At 68.2% G+C, this 17,548-nt stretch carries 17 protein-coding genes; 13 read left to right on the forward strand and 4 right to left on the reverse strand.

Annotation, left to right across the window (positions count from 1 at the left end; genetic code table 11):
* Positions 1 to 37: 37 nt before the first annotated feature.
* Entirely contained in the window at positions 38 to 1,348 is a 1,311-nt protein-coding gene (locus tag FHG54_RS09135) for an aminotransferase class I/II-fold pyridoxal phosphate-dependent enzyme (RefSeq protein ID WP_139416993.1), read from the reverse strand.
* A gap of 75 nt (positions 1,349 to 1,423) precedes the next feature.
* On the opposite strand from FHG54_RS09135, the gene pdxS reads away from it, so the two are divergent.
* The 12 genes from pdxS (at position 1,424) to FHG54_RS09195 (ending at position 13,149) form a co-directional block, all read left to right on the forward strand.
* Positions 1,424 to 2,353, forward strand: coding sequence for a pyridoxal 5'-phosphate synthase lyase subunit PdxS (gene pdxS / locus FHG54_RS09140; RefSeq protein ID WP_210415422.1), 930 nt, complete (start codon positions 1,424 to 1,426; stop codon positions 2,351 to 2,353).
* Positions 2,350 to 2,985 carry a pyridoxal 5'-phosphate synthase glutaminase subunit PdxT gene (gene pdxT, locus FHG54_RS09145; protein ID WP_232333617.1) on the forward strand — a complete coding sequence of 212 codons (636 nt, stop codon included), beginning with the start codon at positions 2,350 to 2,352 and terminating at the stop codon, positions 2,983 to 2,985. The genes pdxS and pdxT overlap by 4 nt, the downstream gene beginning before the upstream one ends.
* A gap of 136 nt (positions 2,986 to 3,121) precedes the next feature.
* Entirely contained in the window at positions 3,122 to 3,859 is a 738-nt protein-coding gene (locus FHG54_RS09150) for a hemerythrin domain-containing protein (RefSeq protein ID WP_139416995.1), read from the forward strand.
* A 25-nt stretch (positions 3,860 to 3,884) separates the two neighbouring features.
* Positions 3,885 to 4,409: a DUF1697 domain-containing protein gene (locus FHG54_RS09155; protein WP_139416996.1), complete on the forward strand. Its 525-nt coding sequence runs from the start codon at positions 3,885 to 3,887 to the stop codon at positions 4,407 to 4,409.
* A gap of 78 nt (positions 4,410 to 4,487) precedes the next feature.
* Positions 4,488 to 5,243, forward strand: coding sequence for a YebC/PmpR family DNA-binding transcriptional regulator (locus FHG54_RS09160; protein WP_139416997.1), 756 nt, complete (start codon positions 4,488 to 4,490; stop codon positions 5,241 to 5,243).
* A 9-nt stretch (positions 5,244 to 5,252) separates the two neighbouring features.
* Entirely contained in the window at positions 5,253 to 5,861 is a 609-nt protein-coding gene (gene ruvC, locus FHG54_RS09165) for a crossover junction endodeoxyribonuclease RuvC (protein WP_198165638.1), read from the forward strand.
* Positions 5,858 to 6,478, forward strand: a complete 621-nt coding sequence (ruvA, locus tag FHG54_RS09170; RefSeq protein WP_139416999.1) for a Holliday junction branch migration protein RuvA — start codon at positions 5,858 to 5,860, stop codon at positions 6,476 to 6,478. The genes ruvC and ruvA overlap by 4 nt, the downstream gene beginning before the upstream one ends.
* A gap of 11 nt (positions 6,479 to 6,489) precedes the next feature.
* The gene (gene ruvB, locus FHG54_RS09175; RefSeq protein WP_139418383.1) at positions 6,490 to 7,533 is read left to right on the forward strand and encodes a Holliday junction branch migration DNA helicase RuvB; all 1,044 of its coding nucleotides are present in this window, start codon (positions 6,490 to 6,492) and stop codon (positions 7,531 to 7,533) included.
* A 97-nt stretch (positions 7,534 to 7,630) separates the two neighbouring features.
* On the forward strand, positions 7,631 to 7,999 hold the full coding sequence (gene yajC, locus FHG54_RS09180; RefSeq protein ID WP_232331285.1) for a preprotein translocase subunit YajC: 369 nt from the start codon (positions 7,631 to 7,633) through the stop codon (positions 7,997 to 7,999).
* Between the two features lie 63 nt (positions 8,000 to 8,062).
* Entirely contained in the window at positions 8,063 to 9,805 is a 1,743-nt protein-coding gene (secD, locus tag FHG54_RS09185; RefSeq protein ID WP_232331286.1) for a protein translocase subunit SecD, read from the forward strand.
* Entirely contained in the window at positions 9,805 to 10,824 is a 1,020-nt protein-coding gene (gene secF, locus FHG54_RS09190) for a protein translocase subunit SecF (RefSeq protein ID WP_139417001.1), read from the forward strand. The genes secD and secF overlap by 1 nt, the downstream gene beginning before the upstream one ends.
* 72 nt (positions 10,825 to 10,896) lie before the next feature.
* On the forward strand, positions 10,897 to 13,149 hold the full coding sequence (locus tag FHG54_RS09195) for a RelA/SpoT family protein (RefSeq protein WP_139417002.1): 2,253 nt from the start codon (positions 10,897 to 10,899) through the stop codon (positions 13,147 to 13,149).
* Here FHG54_RS09195 and FHG54_RS09200 read toward each other — a convergent pair.
* The 3 genes from FHG54_RS09200 to FHG54_RS09210 form a co-directional block, all read right to left on the reverse strand.
* Entirely contained in the window at positions 13,128 to 13,721 is a 594-nt protein-coding gene (locus FHG54_RS09200) for a hypothetical protein (protein ID WP_139417003.1), read from the reverse strand. The two genes, FHG54_RS09195 and FHG54_RS09200, sit on opposite strands and share 22 nt — an antisense overlap.
* A 111-nt stretch (positions 13,722 to 13,832) precedes the next feature.
* Entirely contained in the window at positions 13,833 to 15,065 is a 1,233-nt protein-coding gene (locus FHG54_RS09205) for a DUF349 domain-containing protein (protein ID WP_232333614.1), read from the reverse strand.
* 87 nt (positions 15,066 to 15,152) lie between these two features.
* Positions 15,153 to 15,935, reverse strand: a complete 783-nt coding sequence (locus FHG54_RS09210) for a peptidylprolyl isomerase (RefSeq protein WP_168197034.1) — start codon at positions 15,933 to 15,935, stop codon at positions 15,153 to 15,155.
* Positions 15,936 to 16,056: 121 nt separating this feature from the next.
* Between FHG54_RS09210 and FHG54_RS09215 the strand changes: the two genes are divergently transcribed.
* Positions 16,057 to 17,427: a replication-associated recombination protein A gene (locus FHG54_RS09215; protein WP_139417005.1), complete on the forward strand. Its 1,371-nt coding sequence runs from the start codon at positions 16,057 to 16,059 to the stop codon at positions 17,425 to 17,427.
* Positions 17,428 to 17,548: the final 121 nt, after the last annotated feature.

Here is a 17,548-nt window from a genome sequence, read left to right on the forward strand (position 1 = left end):
CGCATCTCGGGCGGAGGCCCAGTTCGCGGCGCTGTCGTCACGGGCGGACGGCGCGCACGGAAGCGCCGACGTCGCCGGCCAGCTTCCGCAGGTCGTCGTCGTCGAGGTCGTGCACCGTCAGGCGCAGGTGGTCGGATGCCTCGCCGCCGAGCGCGAATTCGTCGCCGGGCCTGGCGAGCCAACCGCGGCGCATGAGCTGCTCCGAGACGGCGCGTGCGGGGGCGCCGAGGGGAACCCAGACGTTCAGGCCGTCGCCGGGCCGCGTCGGAACGCCCTCGGCGGTGAGCAGTTCGGCGAAGGCTGCGTTGCGAGCGGCGTAGTGTTCGCCGGCCGCACTGATGGCGGCTGCGACCTCGGGGTCGGTCGCGAGCGTGCGCACGAGTCGCTGCAGCAGGTGGCTCACCCACGTGGTGCCCGGCGTCAGTCGCGTCGCGAGCCGGTCGGCGGTCTCGGGGTCGGAGGCCGTGACGGCAAGGCACATGTCTGGGCCGAGGAACTTGGAGACCGAGCGCACGAGCGCCCAGCGTCGATGCCCGGCGCCGATGAGCGAGTGGTGCGGCAGTTGCGAGAGCAGCGAGTAGTGGTCGTCTTCGATGACGAGCACGTAGGGGTGTTCGCCGAGCACCGCGCGAAGCTCGGCGGCACGCCGCTCGGAGAGGCTCGCGCCGGTGGGATTCTGTGCGCGCGGGGTGCAGATGACGGCCCGAACACCCTGTTCGAGTGCGGCCCGCAGGCCCTCGACGGTCATGCCCTCGTCATCGATCGGCACCGGCACCGGGCGGTAGCCGCCGACCTGCACCGTGTGGATGCTCGTGAGGAAGCACGGGTCTTCGAGCGCGACCGCGTCGTCGCGCGTGAGCGCTTGGGCCAGCAGCCGTTCGACGGCGTCGGCCGCGCCACTCGTGACGGTGATCCGCATCGGAATCTCGGCGGGGAGGTCGGTGCCCATCCAGGTGCGGGCCCACTCTCCCAAGACGGGATCGATGACGGGTTCGCCGTACAGCACGGGGCGTCGGGCGATGCTCGCCAATGCTGTCGACGGGTCGGGGATGCGTGCCGGATCGGGATTGCCGGTGCCGATGTCGCGGAGGGCCGTGTCGGCGAACCCCTCCTGGGCGACGGCCGAGCCGCCCGCGACGCGTGTGCCGCCGCGACCCAGGGTGATGACGACGCCGGCGTTCGTCAGCTGCCGGTAGGCGGAGACGGCGGTGTTGCGGTTGACGCCGAGATGCTCCGCGAGCGCACGCACCGGCGGGAGCGCATCGCCCGGCCGGAGCGCGCCGCGCTCGATGAGCGTGCGCAGGCTGTCGGCGATCTCGGCCGCGGAGCGACCCTCGATGTCGTTGATGACGAACCGTCCTTCCTCGTGTCTGCGACCATGCTATCTTTTGGCCTAGGACAATAGTTCTGTTGGTCTGTACTGATGCGCGACGATGTGCGCGCTCGTCCGGAAGGATTCCCTGTGACCGTCTCCGAAACGGGTTCGAACCGCGTGAAGCGCGGCCTCGCCGAGATGCTGAAGGGCGGCGTCATCATGGACGTCGTCACGCCCGAGCAGGCGCGTATCGCCGAAGATGCCGGCGCCGTCGCCGTCATGGCGCTCGAGCGAGTGCCCGCCGACATCCGTTCGCAGGGCGGCGTCGCCCGCATGAGCGACCCCGACCTCATCGACGCGATCATCGCCGAGGTGTCGATCCCCGTCATGGCGAAGGCTCGCATCGGCCACTTCGTCGAGGCGCAGGTGCTGCAAGCGCTCGACGTCGACTACATCGACGAGTCGGAAGTGCTCTCGCCCGCTGACTACGTGAACCACATCGACAAGTGGTCGTTCAACACCCCGTTCGTCTGCGGCGCCACGAACCTCGGTGAGGCGCTTCGCCGCATCAACGAGGGCGCCGCGATGATCCGATCGAAGGGCGAGGCCGGCACGGGCGACGTCTCGGAGGCGACCAAGCACATCCGCAAGATCTCCTCCGAGATCAACCAGCTGAAGTCGATGACGCGCGACGAGCTGTACGTGGCCGCCAAGGAGCTGCAGGCGCCGTACGAGCTCGTGCTCGAGGTCGCCGAGACCGGCAAGCTCCCCGTCGTGCTCTTCGTCGCCGGCGGCGTGGCCACTCCGGCGGATGCCGCGATGATGATGCAGCTCGGCGCCGACGGCGTGTTCGTGGGCTCGGGCATCTTCAAGTCGGGCAACCCCGAGGCTCGTGCCGCTGCGGTCGTGAAGGCGACCACGTTCTACGACGACCCGTCGGTCGTCGCACAGGTCTCCCGCGGCCTCGGCGAGGCCATGGTCGGTATCAATGTCGCCGACCTCGCGGCTCCGCATCGTCTCGCCGAGCGCGGCTGGTGACGACGAGTCTCAGAAGCGGATCCATCCGCGCGGCGCCGGCCTCGGCCGGCCCCCGCGTCGGGGTGCTCGCGCTCCAGGGCGACTTCCGTGAGCACGCGCACGTGCTCGCGTCGCTCGGTGCCGAGGTGTCGCTCGTCCGTCGCCCCGAAGACCTCGACGGGGTCGACGGTCTCGTGATCCCCGGGGGCGAGTCGACCGTCATGGACAAGCTGACGCGCATCTTCGGGCTGCAGGCACCGCTGCGCGCCGCGATCGCCGCGGGGCTGCCCGTCTACGGCACCTGCGCCGGGCTGATCCTGCTCGCCGACGCAGTGCTCGACGCGATCGACGGCCAGGAGTCGCTCGGAGGCCTCGACGTCGTCGTGCGCCGCAACGCCTTCGGCTCGCAGAACCAGTCCTTCGAGACCGACCTCGACGTTCCGGCGCTCGGCGACGCTCCTGTGCACGCGGTCTTCATCCGCGGACCGGTCGTCGAATCGGTCGGCGATTCCGCGACGCCGCTCGCGTCGCTCGCCGACGGGCGTGTGGTGGCCGTCGAGCAGGGGAACCTCCTCGGCACGAGCTTCCACCCCGAGATCACGGGGGAGTACCGCTTCCACGAGTACTTCCTCGCCAAGGTTCGCGCGGCCTGACCCTGCGCCGTCGAGCGCGGTCCCCGATAGCGGATGCACCGGTCGGCGAGTATATTTGCACCGTTCGTTTGTCCATTCGATGCGTCGACGAGAGTGACCCCTACGCACGCCACACGGCGCGGAACAGGGGTTCGACATGGTCACGAAACTCCCGAGCAGCTCCGATCCGTTGCCGAGCGGGCAGCAGCCGGGTTGCGACACGAGTGACCTGATCCAGGTGCATCGGATCTTCCGGTGGCTCTACGGCGAACTCCCCGGCCTCATCCGAGGCGTCGGCGACGGCGATGTCGCTCGGGTCTCCGTCGTCGCCGACTATGCGCACATGGATTTCTTCGCGCTGCACCTGCACCACGAGACCGAGGACCTGGTGCTCTGGGACCGTCTCGCGGAACGTTCGCCCGGCTGCGCGGCGCACGTCGACCAGATGAAGGCACAGCACGCGCAGGTGGCGGCGGAGCTCGCGACGGTCGAGCCTCTGCTCATCACATGGCGCGAAGAAGCGGATGCCGCGAGCCGAGACCGCCTGGCGGCGGGTGTCGAGCATCTTCGGGGCACCCTGCTCGGTCACCTCGCACCGGAGGAGGAGCACATCGTGCCCGTTGCGGCATCGGTGCTGACGCAGGACGAGTGGGACGAGATGGGCGAGCACGCCCTCGCGGGCCTCCAGGCGGCCAGGAAGGATCTGCCGAGGGACATCATGGCGCTCCAGTTCGGCTTCATGCTCGCCACCATCGAGCCCGATGAGCGCTCAGCATGGATGAAGGAGAACGTTCCGGCACCGGTGCGAGTGCTCTACACGCTGCTCCTGAAGCGGAAGTACGAGCACGCGATGGTCGAACTCTACGACGGGCAGCCCGTTCCGCCCATACCGTGACGGTGGGCCGCCCTACACTCGGGGCATGACGGCTTACATCGCCCTGCTCCGTGGAGTCAACGTGGGCGGCATCACGGTGAGGTCCGCCGAGCTGCAGACGCTCTTCGAAGATCTCGGCTTCGACGAGGTGCGCACCGTGCTCGCGAGCGGCAACGTCGTCTTCGGAAGTGAGGCGCACGAGACATCCGCAGCCCTGAAGGCTCGCATCGAGCAGGGGCTCCGTGACCGGTTCAGGTACGACGCGTGGATCGTGCTCGTGACCCGCGACGAGCTCGAGCGCGCCGTCGACGGCTTCCCGTTCGATGCCGACGACGCGACGCGGCAGCCATGGGTGATCTTCGCGTCCGAGTCCTCGGTCGTCGACGAGCTCGCCGCGTTCGACGCCGACCCCGATGTCGATCCGATCGCACGGGGCGACGGCGTCATCTACTGGAACCCCGTGAAGGGCACCACGCTCGGCACCCCGTTCGCGAAGCTGCTGGCGAGGGCGCGGTTCAAGCCGACGACCACGAATCGCAATCTCAGGACCCTCCGGAAGATGCTCGGCTGAGCGATCGCCGCGCGCTCGCTGTCTTAGAATGGCTGCGCACGGCTCGCAGTCGTGCCGAGGATTCGATTCAGGAGACGTATGTCCGGGCATTCCAAGTGGGCGACGACCAAGCACAAGAAGGCGATCATCGATTCGCGCCGTGCGAAGTCGTTCGCCAAGCTCATCAAGAACATCGAGGTCGCCGCGAAGATGGGCGGCGCCGACCTCTCCGGCAACCCGACCCTCGTCGATGCCGTGCAGAAGGCGAAGAAGACCTCCGTTCCGAACGACAACATCGATCGCGCCATCAAGCGCGGTGCCGGCCTGACCGGTGAGTCGATCGAGTACACCACGATCATGTACGAGGGCTACGGTCCCAACGGCGTGGCACTCCTCATCGAGTGCCTCACCGACAACAAGAACCGTGCGGCCGCCGAGGTGCGCACCCTCATGTCCCGCAACGGCGGCACCATGGCCGACCCGGGCTCCGTCGCCTACAACTTCGCGCGCAAGGGCGTCATCGTCGTGCCCGCCGAGGGCACCACCGAAGACGACGTGCTCGCCGCGGTGCTCGAAGCCGGCGCCGAAGAGGTCACCGACGAGGGCGACACCTTCGAGGTCGTCACCGAGGCGTCCGACATGGTCGCGGCCCGCTCCGCCCTGCAGGAGGCGGGGATCGACTACGACTCGGCGGATGCCGCGTTCGTGCCGTCGCTCAAGGTCGAGATCGACGCCGACACCGCCCGCAAGGTGTTCCGCCTCATCGACGCGCTCGAAGACAGCGACGACGTGCAGAACATCTACAGCAACTTCGACCTCACCGCCGAGGTGCAGGCCGAACTCGAAGCGGAGTAGCCGATCGCCGTGCGCGTGCTCGGCATCGACCCGGGCCTCACGCGCTGCGGCGTGGGTGTCGTCGATGTCGAGCCGAACCGCACGGCGCGCCTCGTCGACGTCGTCGTGCTGCGGTCGCCCGCCGAACTCGACACGCCGCGCCGCCTGGCCCGAATCGCCGCAGGGATCGAGGCGATCATCGAGGAGCACCGGCCGCAGGCCGTGGCGCTCGAGCGGGTGTTCGCGCGCAGCGATGTCTCGACGATCATGGGTACCGCGCAGATCTCCGGTGTGGCGATGCTGATCGCCGCACGCCGTGAGCTGCCCGTCGCCCTCCACACGCCGAGTGAGGTGAAGGCCGCGATCACCGGGTACGGCCGCGCCGACAAGAAGCAGGTGGGTGCGATGGTGGCGCGCATCCTCGGTCTCGAGGCGGTGCCGAAGCCGGCGGATGCCGCGGACGCGCTCGCGCTCGCGATCTGTCATGCCTGGCGCACCGGGGGAGTCGCAGGTGCCGCCGTTCGCGGCAGCGGCGACGCGTCGGGCGGCGAGCCGGGCCTCACGCCGGCACAGCGGGCGTGGCTCGCCGCCGAACGCTCCGCGGCCGTGTCGGGGGCGGCCCGTAGGCTGAAGGAGTGATCTCCTCTCTTCGTGGCCGCGTGCTCGCCGCCGCCGGCGGCTCGGTCGTGATCGAGGTCGGCGGCGTCGGCTTCCACGTCAACACGACACCCGCGTTCGCTCTCTCCGCGCGTGAGGGCCATGACGCGTCGGTGCACACCACGCTCGTCGTTCGCGAAGACTCGCTGACGCTCTTCGGCTTCGCCACACGCGACGAACTCGACGTCTTCGACCTGCTCATCGGCGTCACCGGCGTCGGGCCGAAGTCCGCGCTCGGCGTGCTGTCGGTGCTTTCTCCCGAGCAAGTCGCCGAGGCGGTGCAGCACGAAGACGACACCGTGTTCCGCAAGGTGAGCGGCATCGGCCCGAAGACGGCAAAGCTCATCACGCTCTCCCTCGCAGGCAAGCTCGTCGCGCCGGCGGCCGCATCGCACCAGACGACGGTTGTCACCGGCGCCGCAGCCGACAGCGTGCTCGCGGCGCTCACCGGCCTCGGTTGGTCGGAGCGGGTCGCCGCCGACGCCGTCGACGAGACGGTCGCCGCCGCATCCGAGATCGAGGCGGCCTCGGTGCCGACCCTGCTTCGGCTGACCCTCGCCCGGCTCGGTCCGGCCCAGAAGGCCGGTGGCGCCCGATGAACTCCAACGAGATGAGTGCCGGCGACGTCGACCTGACCGATCCCGTGCTCGCATCAGAGGCCGAACTCGCGTTCGAGGGCGCGCTGCGGCCGAAGAGCCTCGGTGAATTCGTCGGCCAGACGCGAGTGCGCGGCCAGCTGCAACTGCTGCTCACCGCCGCGACGCTGCAGCAGCGCACACCCGACCACATCCTGCTCGCAGGGCCCCCCGGGCTCGGCAAGACGACCCTCGCGATGATCGTCGCGCACGAGGGTGGCAGGCCGCTTCGCATGTCGAGCGGTCCGGCGATCCAGCACGCCGGCGATCTCGCGGCCATCCTGAGCTCGCTCGTGCCCGGTGAAGTGCTGTTCATCGACGAGATCCATCGGATGGCCCGCTCGGCCGAAGAGATGCTCTACCTCGCCATGGAGGACTACCGCATCGACATCATGGTCGGCAAGGGGGCCGGTGCGACATCCGTGCCGCTCGACCTGTCCCCGTTCACGCTCGTCGGTGCCACTACTCGGGCCGGGCTCCTGCCGAACCCGCTCCGCGACCGGTTCGGCTTCACGGCGCACCTCGAGTTCTACGATGAGGCAGAGCTCGAGCAGGTGCTCGCGCGGGCCGCGACGATGCTCGGGCTCGACGTCGATCACGAGGCGCTGGCCGAGATCGCCGGTCGATGCCGTGGCACGCCCCGCATCGCCAACCGACTCCTGCGGCGCGTGCGCGACTATGCGCTCGTGCACGGCGAGCGTGCAGACCTCGGGGCGGTGCGTGCCGCCCTCGAGCTCTATGACGTCGACCCGCTCGGACTCGACCGTCTCGATCGCGCAGTCATGGAGATGATCCTCACGAGATTCGGCGGAGGGCCCGTCGGACTCAACACCCTCGCAGTCTCGGTCGGTGAGGAGGCAGAGACGATCGAGGCCGTGGTGGAGCCGTTCCTCGTGCGAATCGGGCTCATCACCCGCACTCCGCGGGGCCGTGTCGCGACTCCAGCCGCCTGGCGGCACTTCGATCTCGCCGGCGACGCACCGGGTTCGCCAACGGCGCTCCCGATCGATGACCTATAATCCTTGAAGCTGACCCCACAGCACCGATGACTTCGTGCGCGCGCCGCACACCGGAAGGTACCTCCCCCTTATGACGTTCGATCCGTTCACTATCATCATGCTCGCCGTCCTGGCGGTGCTCATCTTCTTCATGTTCCGCAACTCGCGCAAGCGCAAGGCTGACGCTGAGCAGCTGCAGGCGAAGGTGCAGCCGGGCGCGAAGGTGATGACCAACTTCGGTCTGTTCGGCACCATCCTCTCGATCGACGAAGACGAGAACCAGGTTCTCCTCGAGACCTCGCCCGGCACCGTCCTCACGGTGCACCGTCAGACGGTGGCTCGCGTCATCGAGCCCAAGGCCGACGTCGAAGAGGCCGCGTCGATCGACGGTGAGCCCGAGTTCGGCGAGCGTCTCGACACCCCGTCCGACGTGACGCCGGGCGACGCGACCGACGAGAAGCCCGACACCAAGAAGTCGGACGACTAAGACTCATCCCGAGGCTGGGCCCGTGCGTTGGCGCGCGGACTCACTGCAGAGAAAGCGGTACACGTGGCTGCACCATCCAAGCGGTCATCTCGGCCGACCCCCGTGCGCAAGGCATGGAGATCCCTCACCTGGCTGGGCGTCATCATCGCGCTCCTGTTCGGCATCAATGCCGCCGGCGTGATCTGGGGCGGGGGGTCGTGGGCTCCGAAGCTGGCCCTCGACCTCGAGGGTGGCACGCAGATCATCCTCGCGCCGAAGGTCGAGACGGGTGCCGACGTCTCGCAGGAGCAACTCGATCAGGCGGTCTCGATCATCCGCCAGCGCGTCGACGCCTCGGGCGTTGCCGAAGCCGAGATCAACACCGAGGGTGACAACGTCGTCGTTCGCATCCCCGGTGAACTCGATGACCAGACACGTGCGCGCATCGAGCAGTCGGCGAAGCTCGAGCTCCGCGCGGTGCTGCTCGCCGATGCGGCGGCCAACACGACGGCCGATCCCAGCGCGAGCGCTGAGCCGACCGAGCCGCCGGCCGAAGAGCCCGAGTCGACCCCGACGGCGGAGCCGACGGACGGCAGCGACCCGGCGTGGATCACGCCGGAGTTGCAGCAGGAGTTCGACAGCTTCGACTGCTCGACGCTCGACGACGTCGAGACGAACGTCGCGCCCGCCGACGAGCCGCTCGTCACGTGCGACATTCCCCGTACCGCGAAGTACCTGCTCGGCCCGGTGGAAGCGAGCGGCGAGAACATCGTCGACGCGACCAACGGCATGGTGCAGACCCAGACCGGTGCCTCGACCGGTCAGTGGGCCGTCAACATCGTCTTCGACGCCGAGGGCACCGAAGACTTCGCCGCGGTCAGCACCCGTCTCTTCGGACTGCAGGGCCAGACACCGCGCGACCAGTTCGCGTTCGTGCTCGACGGTGCGGTGCTCACCGCCCCGTCGATGAACGGCGCCATCACCGACGGCAAGCCGCAGATCACCGGCAGCTTCGACCAGGAGTCGTCGAAGGCCCTTGCCGATCAGCTGAAGTTCGGTGCGCTGCCGATCAGCTTCACCGTGCAGTCATCCGACACGATCTCGCCGACGCTCGGCAGCTCGCAGCTGCAGTCGGGCCTCGTCGCCGGTCTCATCGGCTTGATCCTGGTCGTGATCTACACGATCTTCCAGTACCGCGCCCTGGCCTCGGTCACCATCGCCTCGCTCGTGATCGCCGCTATCATCACGTATCTCATGATCACGATCCTGTCGTGGCGCGAGGGCTACCGGCTCTCGCTCGCCGGTATCGCCGGCCTGATCGTCGCGATCGGTTTCACCGCCGACTCCTTCATCATCTACTTCGAACGCGTCCGCGATGAGCTTCGAGACGGTCGTCCACTCGTCGGAGCCGTGGAGACCGGCTGGAAGCGCGCCTTCCGAACCGTGCTCGCATCCAAGGCCACCAACCTGCTCGCAGCGATCGTGCTGTTCATCCTGGCGGTCGGCAGCGTGAAGGGCTTCGCATACACGCTCGGACTGACGACCATCATCGACGTCGTCATCGTGATCCTGTTCACGCACCCGATGCTGCAACTGCTCGCGCAGACCCGCTTCTTCTCGAGCGGCAATCCGTGGTCGGGGCTCGACCCCGACGCACTCGGCGCGGTCTACCGCGGTCGAGCCGAGTTCCGCAAACCGATCGGGCAACCGACGAAGAAGACCGCAGCCAGCGCCAAGGAAGCACAGCGCCGCCAGACGATCGCCGAACGGAAGGCCGCCGCTGCAGTCGGCGCCTCGGATTCGTCCGACGAAGGGAAGGAGTCCTGATGGCGAACCGTCTCACGACCTTCGGCAACGACCTCTACACGGGCAAGCGCTCCTTCAACTTCATCGGGGGGCGCAAGAAGTGGTACACGATCGCCGGACTCCTGCTCCTGCTGTCGGTGGTCGTGCCACTCCTGACCGGCGTCAACTTCAGCATCGAGTTCCGCGGTGGGTCCCAGTTCCAGATCACGGAGGTCGACAACGCCACGCCTGAACCCGCGGTCGAAGCCGTGCATTCCGTCGTGCCGGACGCCGAAGTGCGCGTCGCCATCGTCGGCGGCACCGGCGTGCGCGTGCAGACCGACCAACTGACGCAAGCAGACTCGCAGGAGGTGACCGACGCCCTCGCCGACGCCTATGAGGTGCCTGAGTCCGAGGTCACCTCATCGTTCATCGGTCCCAGCTGGGGTGCGGATGTCACGCGCCAGGCGCTCGTCGGCCTCGTCGCGTTCCTGCTGCTCGCCGGCATCATCATGGCGCTCTACTTCCGAACCTGGAAGATGTCGGCCGCGGCGATCCTCGCCCTCATCGCCGACCTCATCGTCACGACGGGCGTCTACGCGGCAGTCGGCTTCGAGATCAGTCCGGCGGCGACGATCGGTATCCTGACGATCCTCGCCTACTCGCTCTACGACACCGTCGTGGTGTTCGACAAGATCCGCGAGAACACGGCTGAAGACGGCCAGGAGTCGCGTCGCACGTTCGCCGAATCCGTGAACCTCGCGGTCAACCAGACCCTTGTGCGCTCGATCAACACGAGCGTCGTGGCTGCGCTCCCGGTCGCGGCGATCCTCTTCATCGGTGCAGGCGTCCTGGGCGCCGACACGCTGCGCGACATCTCGCTCGCGCTGCTGATCGGCATCCTCGTCGGCACGTGGTCGACGGTGTTCGTCGCCGCTCCGCTGTACTCGCAGCTGCGCGAGGGGGAGCCGGCGATCCGTCGTCACGACCAGAAGGTGCTGAAGGAGCGCGAGCGCGCGGCATCCGCCTCGACCGATGCCGAGGCGCTGCCGACCGCGTGATGTCCGTGGGTGTGCGCCGTGTGGCGCATCGGATCCTCCGGAGCGGCGATAATTGAACTCCGGAGGTGATCGATGACCGATACGGGAGTCAACTCGACGGCATCGCTGCGCCGTCTGGTGCCTCGCATCTTCTCGAAGGCGCAGCCCTCGGGCGCCGTCGACACGCTCATGCGCACGGTGCGGATGCACCACCCGAAGTCCGATCTCTCCCTCGTCGAGCGCGCGTACACGATCGCGGAGCGCGCACACGAGGGGCAGAAGCGCAAGAGCGGTGAGCCCTACATCACCCATCCGATCGCGGTGGCGCAGATTCTCGCCGATCTCGGCATCGGGTCGAAGACGATCGCGGCGGCGCTGCTGCACGACACGGTCGAAGACACCACGTACACGCTCGATCAACTGCGTGCCGACTTCGGTGACGAGATCGCGATGCTCGTCGACGGCGTCACGAAGCTCGACAAGGTCAAGTACGGCGACTCGACGCAGGCGGAGACCGTTCGCAAGATGATCGTCGCGATGTCCAAAGACATTCGCGTGCTGATCATCAAGCTCGCCGACCGCCTGCACAATGCGCGCACGTGGGGATTCGTGCCCGCGGAATCCGCTGCGCGCAAGGCGACCGAGACGCTGGAGATCTATACACCGCTCGCGCACCGCCTCGGTATCCAGACGATCAAGTGGGAGCTCGAAGACCTCTCGTTCGCCGTGCTGTACCCGAAGCTCTACGCCGAGATCGAGAGCCTCGTCAAGCAGCGCACGCCGCAGCGCGAAGAGTTCGTACAGAACGTCATCGACTTCATCACCGACGATCTGAAGGCCGCGAAGATCAGAGGCAAGGTCGTCGGGCGGCCGAAGCAGTACTACTCGATCTACCAGAAGATGATCGTGCGGGGCCGCGACTTCGACGAGATCTACGACCTCGTCGGCATCCGCGTACTCGTGAACTCGGTGCGCGACTGCTACGCGGTGCTCGGAGCGATCCACGCGAGGTGGACCCCGTTGCCGGGCCGGTTCAAGGACTACATCGCGACCCCGAAGTTCAACCTGTACCAGTCGCTGCACACCACGGTCATCGGACCGAAGGGCCGTGCCGTCGAGATCCAGATCCGCACGCACGACATGCACCAGCGGGCCGAGTACGGCGTCGCAGCGCACTGGAAGTACAAGGAGCGCATGGCCGGCGGTCGTGCTGCCGTGAAGTCGAGTCAGGACGAGACCGACATGGCGTGGCTCGCGCACATCTCCGACTGGCAGGCCGAGACGGCCGACCCGGGGGAGTTCCTCGACTCGTTGCGGTTCGAGATCGGTGCCAAGGAGGTCTACGTCTTCACGCCGAAGGGTCGGGTGATCGGTCTGCCTGCGGGCGCCACCCCCGTCGACTTCGCCTACGCCGTGCACACCGAAGTCGGTCACCGCACGATGGGCTCGAAGGTCAACGGGCGCTTGGTGCCGCTCGAGACCGAGCTGTCGAGCGGTGACGTCGTCGAGGTGTTCACCTCGAAGAATCCCGACTCGGGGCCGAGCCAGGACTGGCTCGGGTTCGTCAAGAGCCCGCGGGCACGCAACAAGATCCGACAGTGGTTCACCAAGGAACGACGCGACGAAGCGATCGACCAGGGTCGCGATGCGATCGCCCGCGCGATGCGCAAGCAGAACCTGCCGCTGCAGAAGCTCATGAACCAGGAGTCCTTCGCCGAGGTCGCGGCTCAGTTGCGCTACGACGACGTCTCCTCGCTCTACGCCGCCGTCGGCGAAGGACACCTCTCGACGCAGTCGGTGCTCGAGAAGGTCGTCGCACTCGTGCGCGACATCGACGAGGGTGACGAACCCGAGTTGCCGGTTCCGGTGCGGGCCCGCCCGTTGCAACGGCATTCGGATTCGGGCGTGCTCGTGCGCGGAGCGGACGACATCCTCGTCAAGCTCGCCCGCTGCTGCACCCCGGTGCCGGGTGACGAGATCGTCGGCTTCGTCACTCGCGGAGCGGGCGTCTCGGTGCATCAGGCCAGCTGCCACAACGTGCAGAGCCTCATGCAGGAGCCGGAGCGCATGATCGACGTCGAATGGGCGCCGAGTTCGAAGAGCGTCTTCTTCGTGCAGATCCAGATCGAGGCGCTCGACCGGGCCGGGCTGCTCTCCGACGTGACCCGTGTGCTCTCGGAATACCACGTCAACATCCTCTCGGCGAACGTCTCGACTGGAACCGATCGTCTCGCCATCAGCCGTTTCGTCTTCGAGATGGGCGACACGACGCACCTCGATCGCGTGCTCAACGCCGTGCGTCGCATCGACGCCGTGTACGACGTCTACCGGGTCAGCGACGGCTGAGCGGCGTGTAGCGGCCGACCGGCCGCAACCGCATCCTCGACGCGACGCAGGCGCTCCCGCGCCAGACTGCGGTGAGGCATGCGCACCGCGTCTGACAGGCGGTCTCGCAACTCGGTCGCGAGCCACGGATGCATCGCGCAGAGTGCCGAGACGAGCTGGTCGAGCTCGTCGTCGTCGATCGGCTCCCGGAGCAGGTCGAACCCGGTGCGACCGAGAGATGTGCAGCGTGCCCGCGGGTACTCGACGATGTCTGCTTCGGCGATCGCCACCTCGCGAACGACGAGACGCCGCGCGGCGAACACGGCCACGCGCGCGGATCGGGGCACGCAGAACTGCGCGAGCTTCGGGGGAGCAGACAGCGCCCCGTGCACCCAGGCTGCCGAACGGCGCTCGATCACGAGTGCGCGTGGTGCGCGCAGCGCGACGACGGCCGCACGCAGCGCCGGCAGATCGGGTTCATCGACGGGAACCCAGCCATCTTCGATCGGCATGAGCTCGCCGTCGATGCGTGCGGCGCAGAGTTCAGCGAGCGGAAGGTCGTCGGTGCCGAGCACCGTCGGGAGTCTGGACATGCAGCCATGCTGGGGCATCCGCTCGGTTCCATGGCCCGGCCGACCCGATCTGTGGAGAACGTCGGAGCGATTCGCCGAACGCGGACGAGTCGGAGACGGTTGGCCGAGAACTCAGCCGCCGACGGCCTTCAGCCAGGCACGGCGTGCGTCGAGCGCTTCACGAGCGGATGCCGCGGCCTTCGCATCACCGGCGGCCTCTGCGCCCGCGAGTTCGGCCTCGAGCTTGTCGATCGCATCGTTCAACTGCCCGAGCATGCCCTCCGATCGAGCCTTCTTCTCGGGGTCATCGCGCTGCCAGCGCTCCTCCTCGAGCGACTTGACGTGGCTCTCCACCTTGCGCAGGCGGTCTTCGACGACCCGCACCTGATCGCGAGGGACCTTGCCGATCTCATCCCACTTGCGCTGGATCCGGTTGAGTCCGGCACGGGCCTGCTTGGGGTCCTTCTCGGTGAGCAGCGTCTCGGCCTCGGTGAGCAGCGCCAGCTTCTCATCGAGGTTGGCGCGGTAGGTCTCGTCTTCAGCGGCGTCGATCTCGGCCTTGGCGTTGAAGAGCACGTCGCCGGCGGCCTTGAACTTCGCCCAGAGGGTGTCATCCAGCTTCTTGCCTGCTCGGCCGGCGAGCTTCCACTCGTCGAGCAGGTTGCGATAGTCACCCACGGCGTCTGCGCCACGCGGGGCGAGGGCCTCTGCGCGCTCGATGAGCGCCTGCTTGCGGGCTCTCACATCGCGGTGCGTCGCGTCGAGTTCGGCGAAGAAGGCCTTGCGGTGCGTCTCGATCGTGGAACGAGCTGCGCGGAACCGCTTCCAGAGCTCGTTCGCCTCGCCCTTCGGCAGCCGTGGCCCGTCTTGCTGGTGACGCTGCCACCGGGCGAACAACTCGTCGAGTTCGGCGGTCGCCTGCTTCCACTGCGTCTTCGCGGGGTCGCCCGCCGCGAGTGCTTCAGCGGCCTCGACGATCGCGGTGCGCTCGACGATCGCCGCCGCGACGGCGGCCTTCGACTCGGCCTGCTGCTGCTCGGTCAGCTCCTTCGTCGTGCCCGACAGCGCCTCGAGACGGCCTGCGAGGGATTCGAGGTCTCCGACGGCGTTCGCGGTCGAGACGGACGCCTGGAGGGTGGCGACCGCCTTCGCGACATCCGCAGCCGGGGCGCCGCGCCGCACGCGTTGCTCGAGGAGGCCGACCTGACCGGCGAGATCGGCGTACTTGCGCTCGAAGTAGGCGAGCGCCTCTTCAGCAGAAGCGTCGGGGTATTGGCCGACCTCCCGTTCGCCGTCGCTCGTGCGTACGAAGACGGTGCCCGTCTCGTCGACGCGGCCCCACGGTTGCTGCTCTGAATCGGTCACGGCCTCACCCTGTCGTATGTCGGATGCCGCCCGAGGCGACGTTGACGGCATCAAGCCTATTGCACCGCGGAAGGGCGGCGCGGGCGGTCACCCGATGGTGAACGAGGTGATCGTCGTCGGCACGGCAGGGGCTCCATCGGGCACGCCGTCGCTCGTTCCTGCATCGATGACACCGGCGCGGAGTTCCTCGAGTCCGCTCGTCACGCGGCCGATGACGGTGTACCCGCCGGTGTCGCCCGGAAGGGTCGTGTCCTCGTAGACGATGAAGAACTGGCTGCCGTGGCTGTACTGCGTTTCACCGCGCGCCATCGCGATCGTGCCCGCCGGGTAGAGCCCATCGGCCGGAACGTTCTCGACCGGTCCGTAGCTGTAGCCGGGGCCGCCGGTGCCGTCGCCGCTCGGGTCGCCGCACTGCAGCACCCAGAGGCCTTCCGTCGTCAGACGGTGGCAGCTCGTGCCGGTGTAGAAGCCCGACTGGATGAGGCTGATCTCGCTCGAGACCGCCTGCGGCGCCGCCGCTCCGTCGAGTTCGATGCCGAGGGGGATGTCGTTCAGCGTCAGTGTGCCGCTCCACGTGCGGCCCTCGGCGATGTCGGCAGACGGCACATCGCCCTGGTTCTCGCCTTCGGCGGGGGTGGGGTTCGGCGTCGGTGCCGGCGTCTCGGTCGCCGCGGGCTCGGCGCCCGGCCCGCCGCTGAAGTAGAACATCTGGGCGCCCGTCGCGAGGGCGACGACGACGACGAGTCCGAGCACGGCGATGATGTTGTCGCGGGTACGGCGACGCTGCTTCCGCGCGTGGACTTCCTGGCGTGCCTGGTAGGTGCGAAGGCGCGCTCGTTCCTCACGCGCCGGTCGGTCGTTCGATGCCACGCATGCTCCTTCTCGGGATTCCTGCGTGCCGACTCTACGCAAGGCGGCGGGGCGTGACCAATCGCCGCACCGCTCGAGCGGCGAGATCAGGGTGTCGGATGCCGCGGCTACGCTTGACAGCATGGTGGATTCCGGCCCGGGGCTGCGCTCAGGCGCGACCCCGCTCGCGGTGCGCATGCGCCCGACGAGCCTCGACGAGGTCGCCGGTCAGCGGCATCTTCTGACCCCGGGTTCGCCGCTCGTCGCACTCGCCGGCGATCGCTCGGGCGAGTCGGGCTCGGTCTCCGTCATCCTCTGGGGCCCTCCCGGCACCGGCAAGACGACGCTCGCGCAGGCCATCGCCCGCTCCTCCGGCCGGAAGTTCGTCGAGCTTTCAGCCGTGACCGCCGGGGTTCGCGACGTTCGCCAGGTCATGGAAGAGGCGCGGGCGAGCCGTGACCTCTACGGGCTCTCGACGGTGCTCTTCCTCGACGAGATCCACCGCTTCACGAAAGCACAGCAAGACGCGCTCCTTCCCGGCGTCGAGAACGGCTGGGTGATCCTCGTCGCCGCGACGACCGAGAATCCGTCGTTCTCGGTCATCTCCCCGCTCCTGTCGCGTTCGCTGCTGCTGACGCTCGAACTCCTCACCGATGACGACCTCGGGGTGCTCGTCGACCGTGCAGTCGACGACCCGCGCGGCCTTGCCGGCAGGGTGTCGCTCGACACGGAGGCGCGAGCAGCGATCATCCGGTTGGCGTCGGGCGACGCGCGTCGTGCGCTCACGGCGCTCGAAGCCGCAGCGGTCGCCGCAGCGCAGTCCGTTCCCGACGGCGAGACCGACGGCGAGACCGAAGGCGAGACATCCGCCGCGCCCGTGATCACCACCGACATCGTGGCTCGCGCGGTCGACCGTGCGATGCTGCGCTACGACCGCAACGGCGACGAGCACTACGACGTCATCAGTGCCTTCATCAAGTCGGTGCGGGGCAGCGATGTCGACGCCTCGCTGCACTATCTCGCGCGCATGATCGAAGCCGGCGAAGATGCACGGTTCATCGCGCGCCGCATCATCGTGCTCGCCTCCGAAGACATCGGTCTCGCAGATCCGAGTGCGCTCGGCGTCGCCGTCGCCGCGGCTGACGCCGTGGCGTTCATCGGCATGCCCGAGGGGCGCATCCCGCTCGCACAGGCCGTGGTGCATCTGGCCACGGCCCCGAAATCGAACGCCGCCTACCTCGGCATCGACCGGGCGATCGCCGACGTGCGGGGCGGCAAGGCCGGCCGGGTGCCGAAGCACCTGCGCGACGCGCACTACCCGGGGGCGAAGCGGCTCGGTCACGGCAAGGGCTACCGGTACCCGCACAACGACGAGATCGGCGTCGTCGAACAGCAGTACCTTCCCGACTCGTTGCGCGGCGCTGTCTACTATGAGCCGACCGAGCACGGCAACGAGCGAGAGGTGTCGGCGCGGCTCGCGAAGCTGCGCCGTATCGTGCGCGGCGATCGATGAGCGGCGCACGAGCCCCAGTCGAGCGGTTCCGCACGGCCGTGATATCCTGTTCTTCGGCCTGAAGCCTGATTCTCGAGCGCGGCTGCGAGGGAGTCACCGGCGAACGGGTGCGATCTGTAGC

Source organism: Agromyces laixinhei (genome assembly GCF_006337065.1).
In the GTDB taxonomy this organism is placed as follows: domain Bacteria; phylum Actinomycetota; class Actinomycetes; order Actinomycetales; family Microbacteriaceae; genus Agromyces; species Agromyces laixinhei.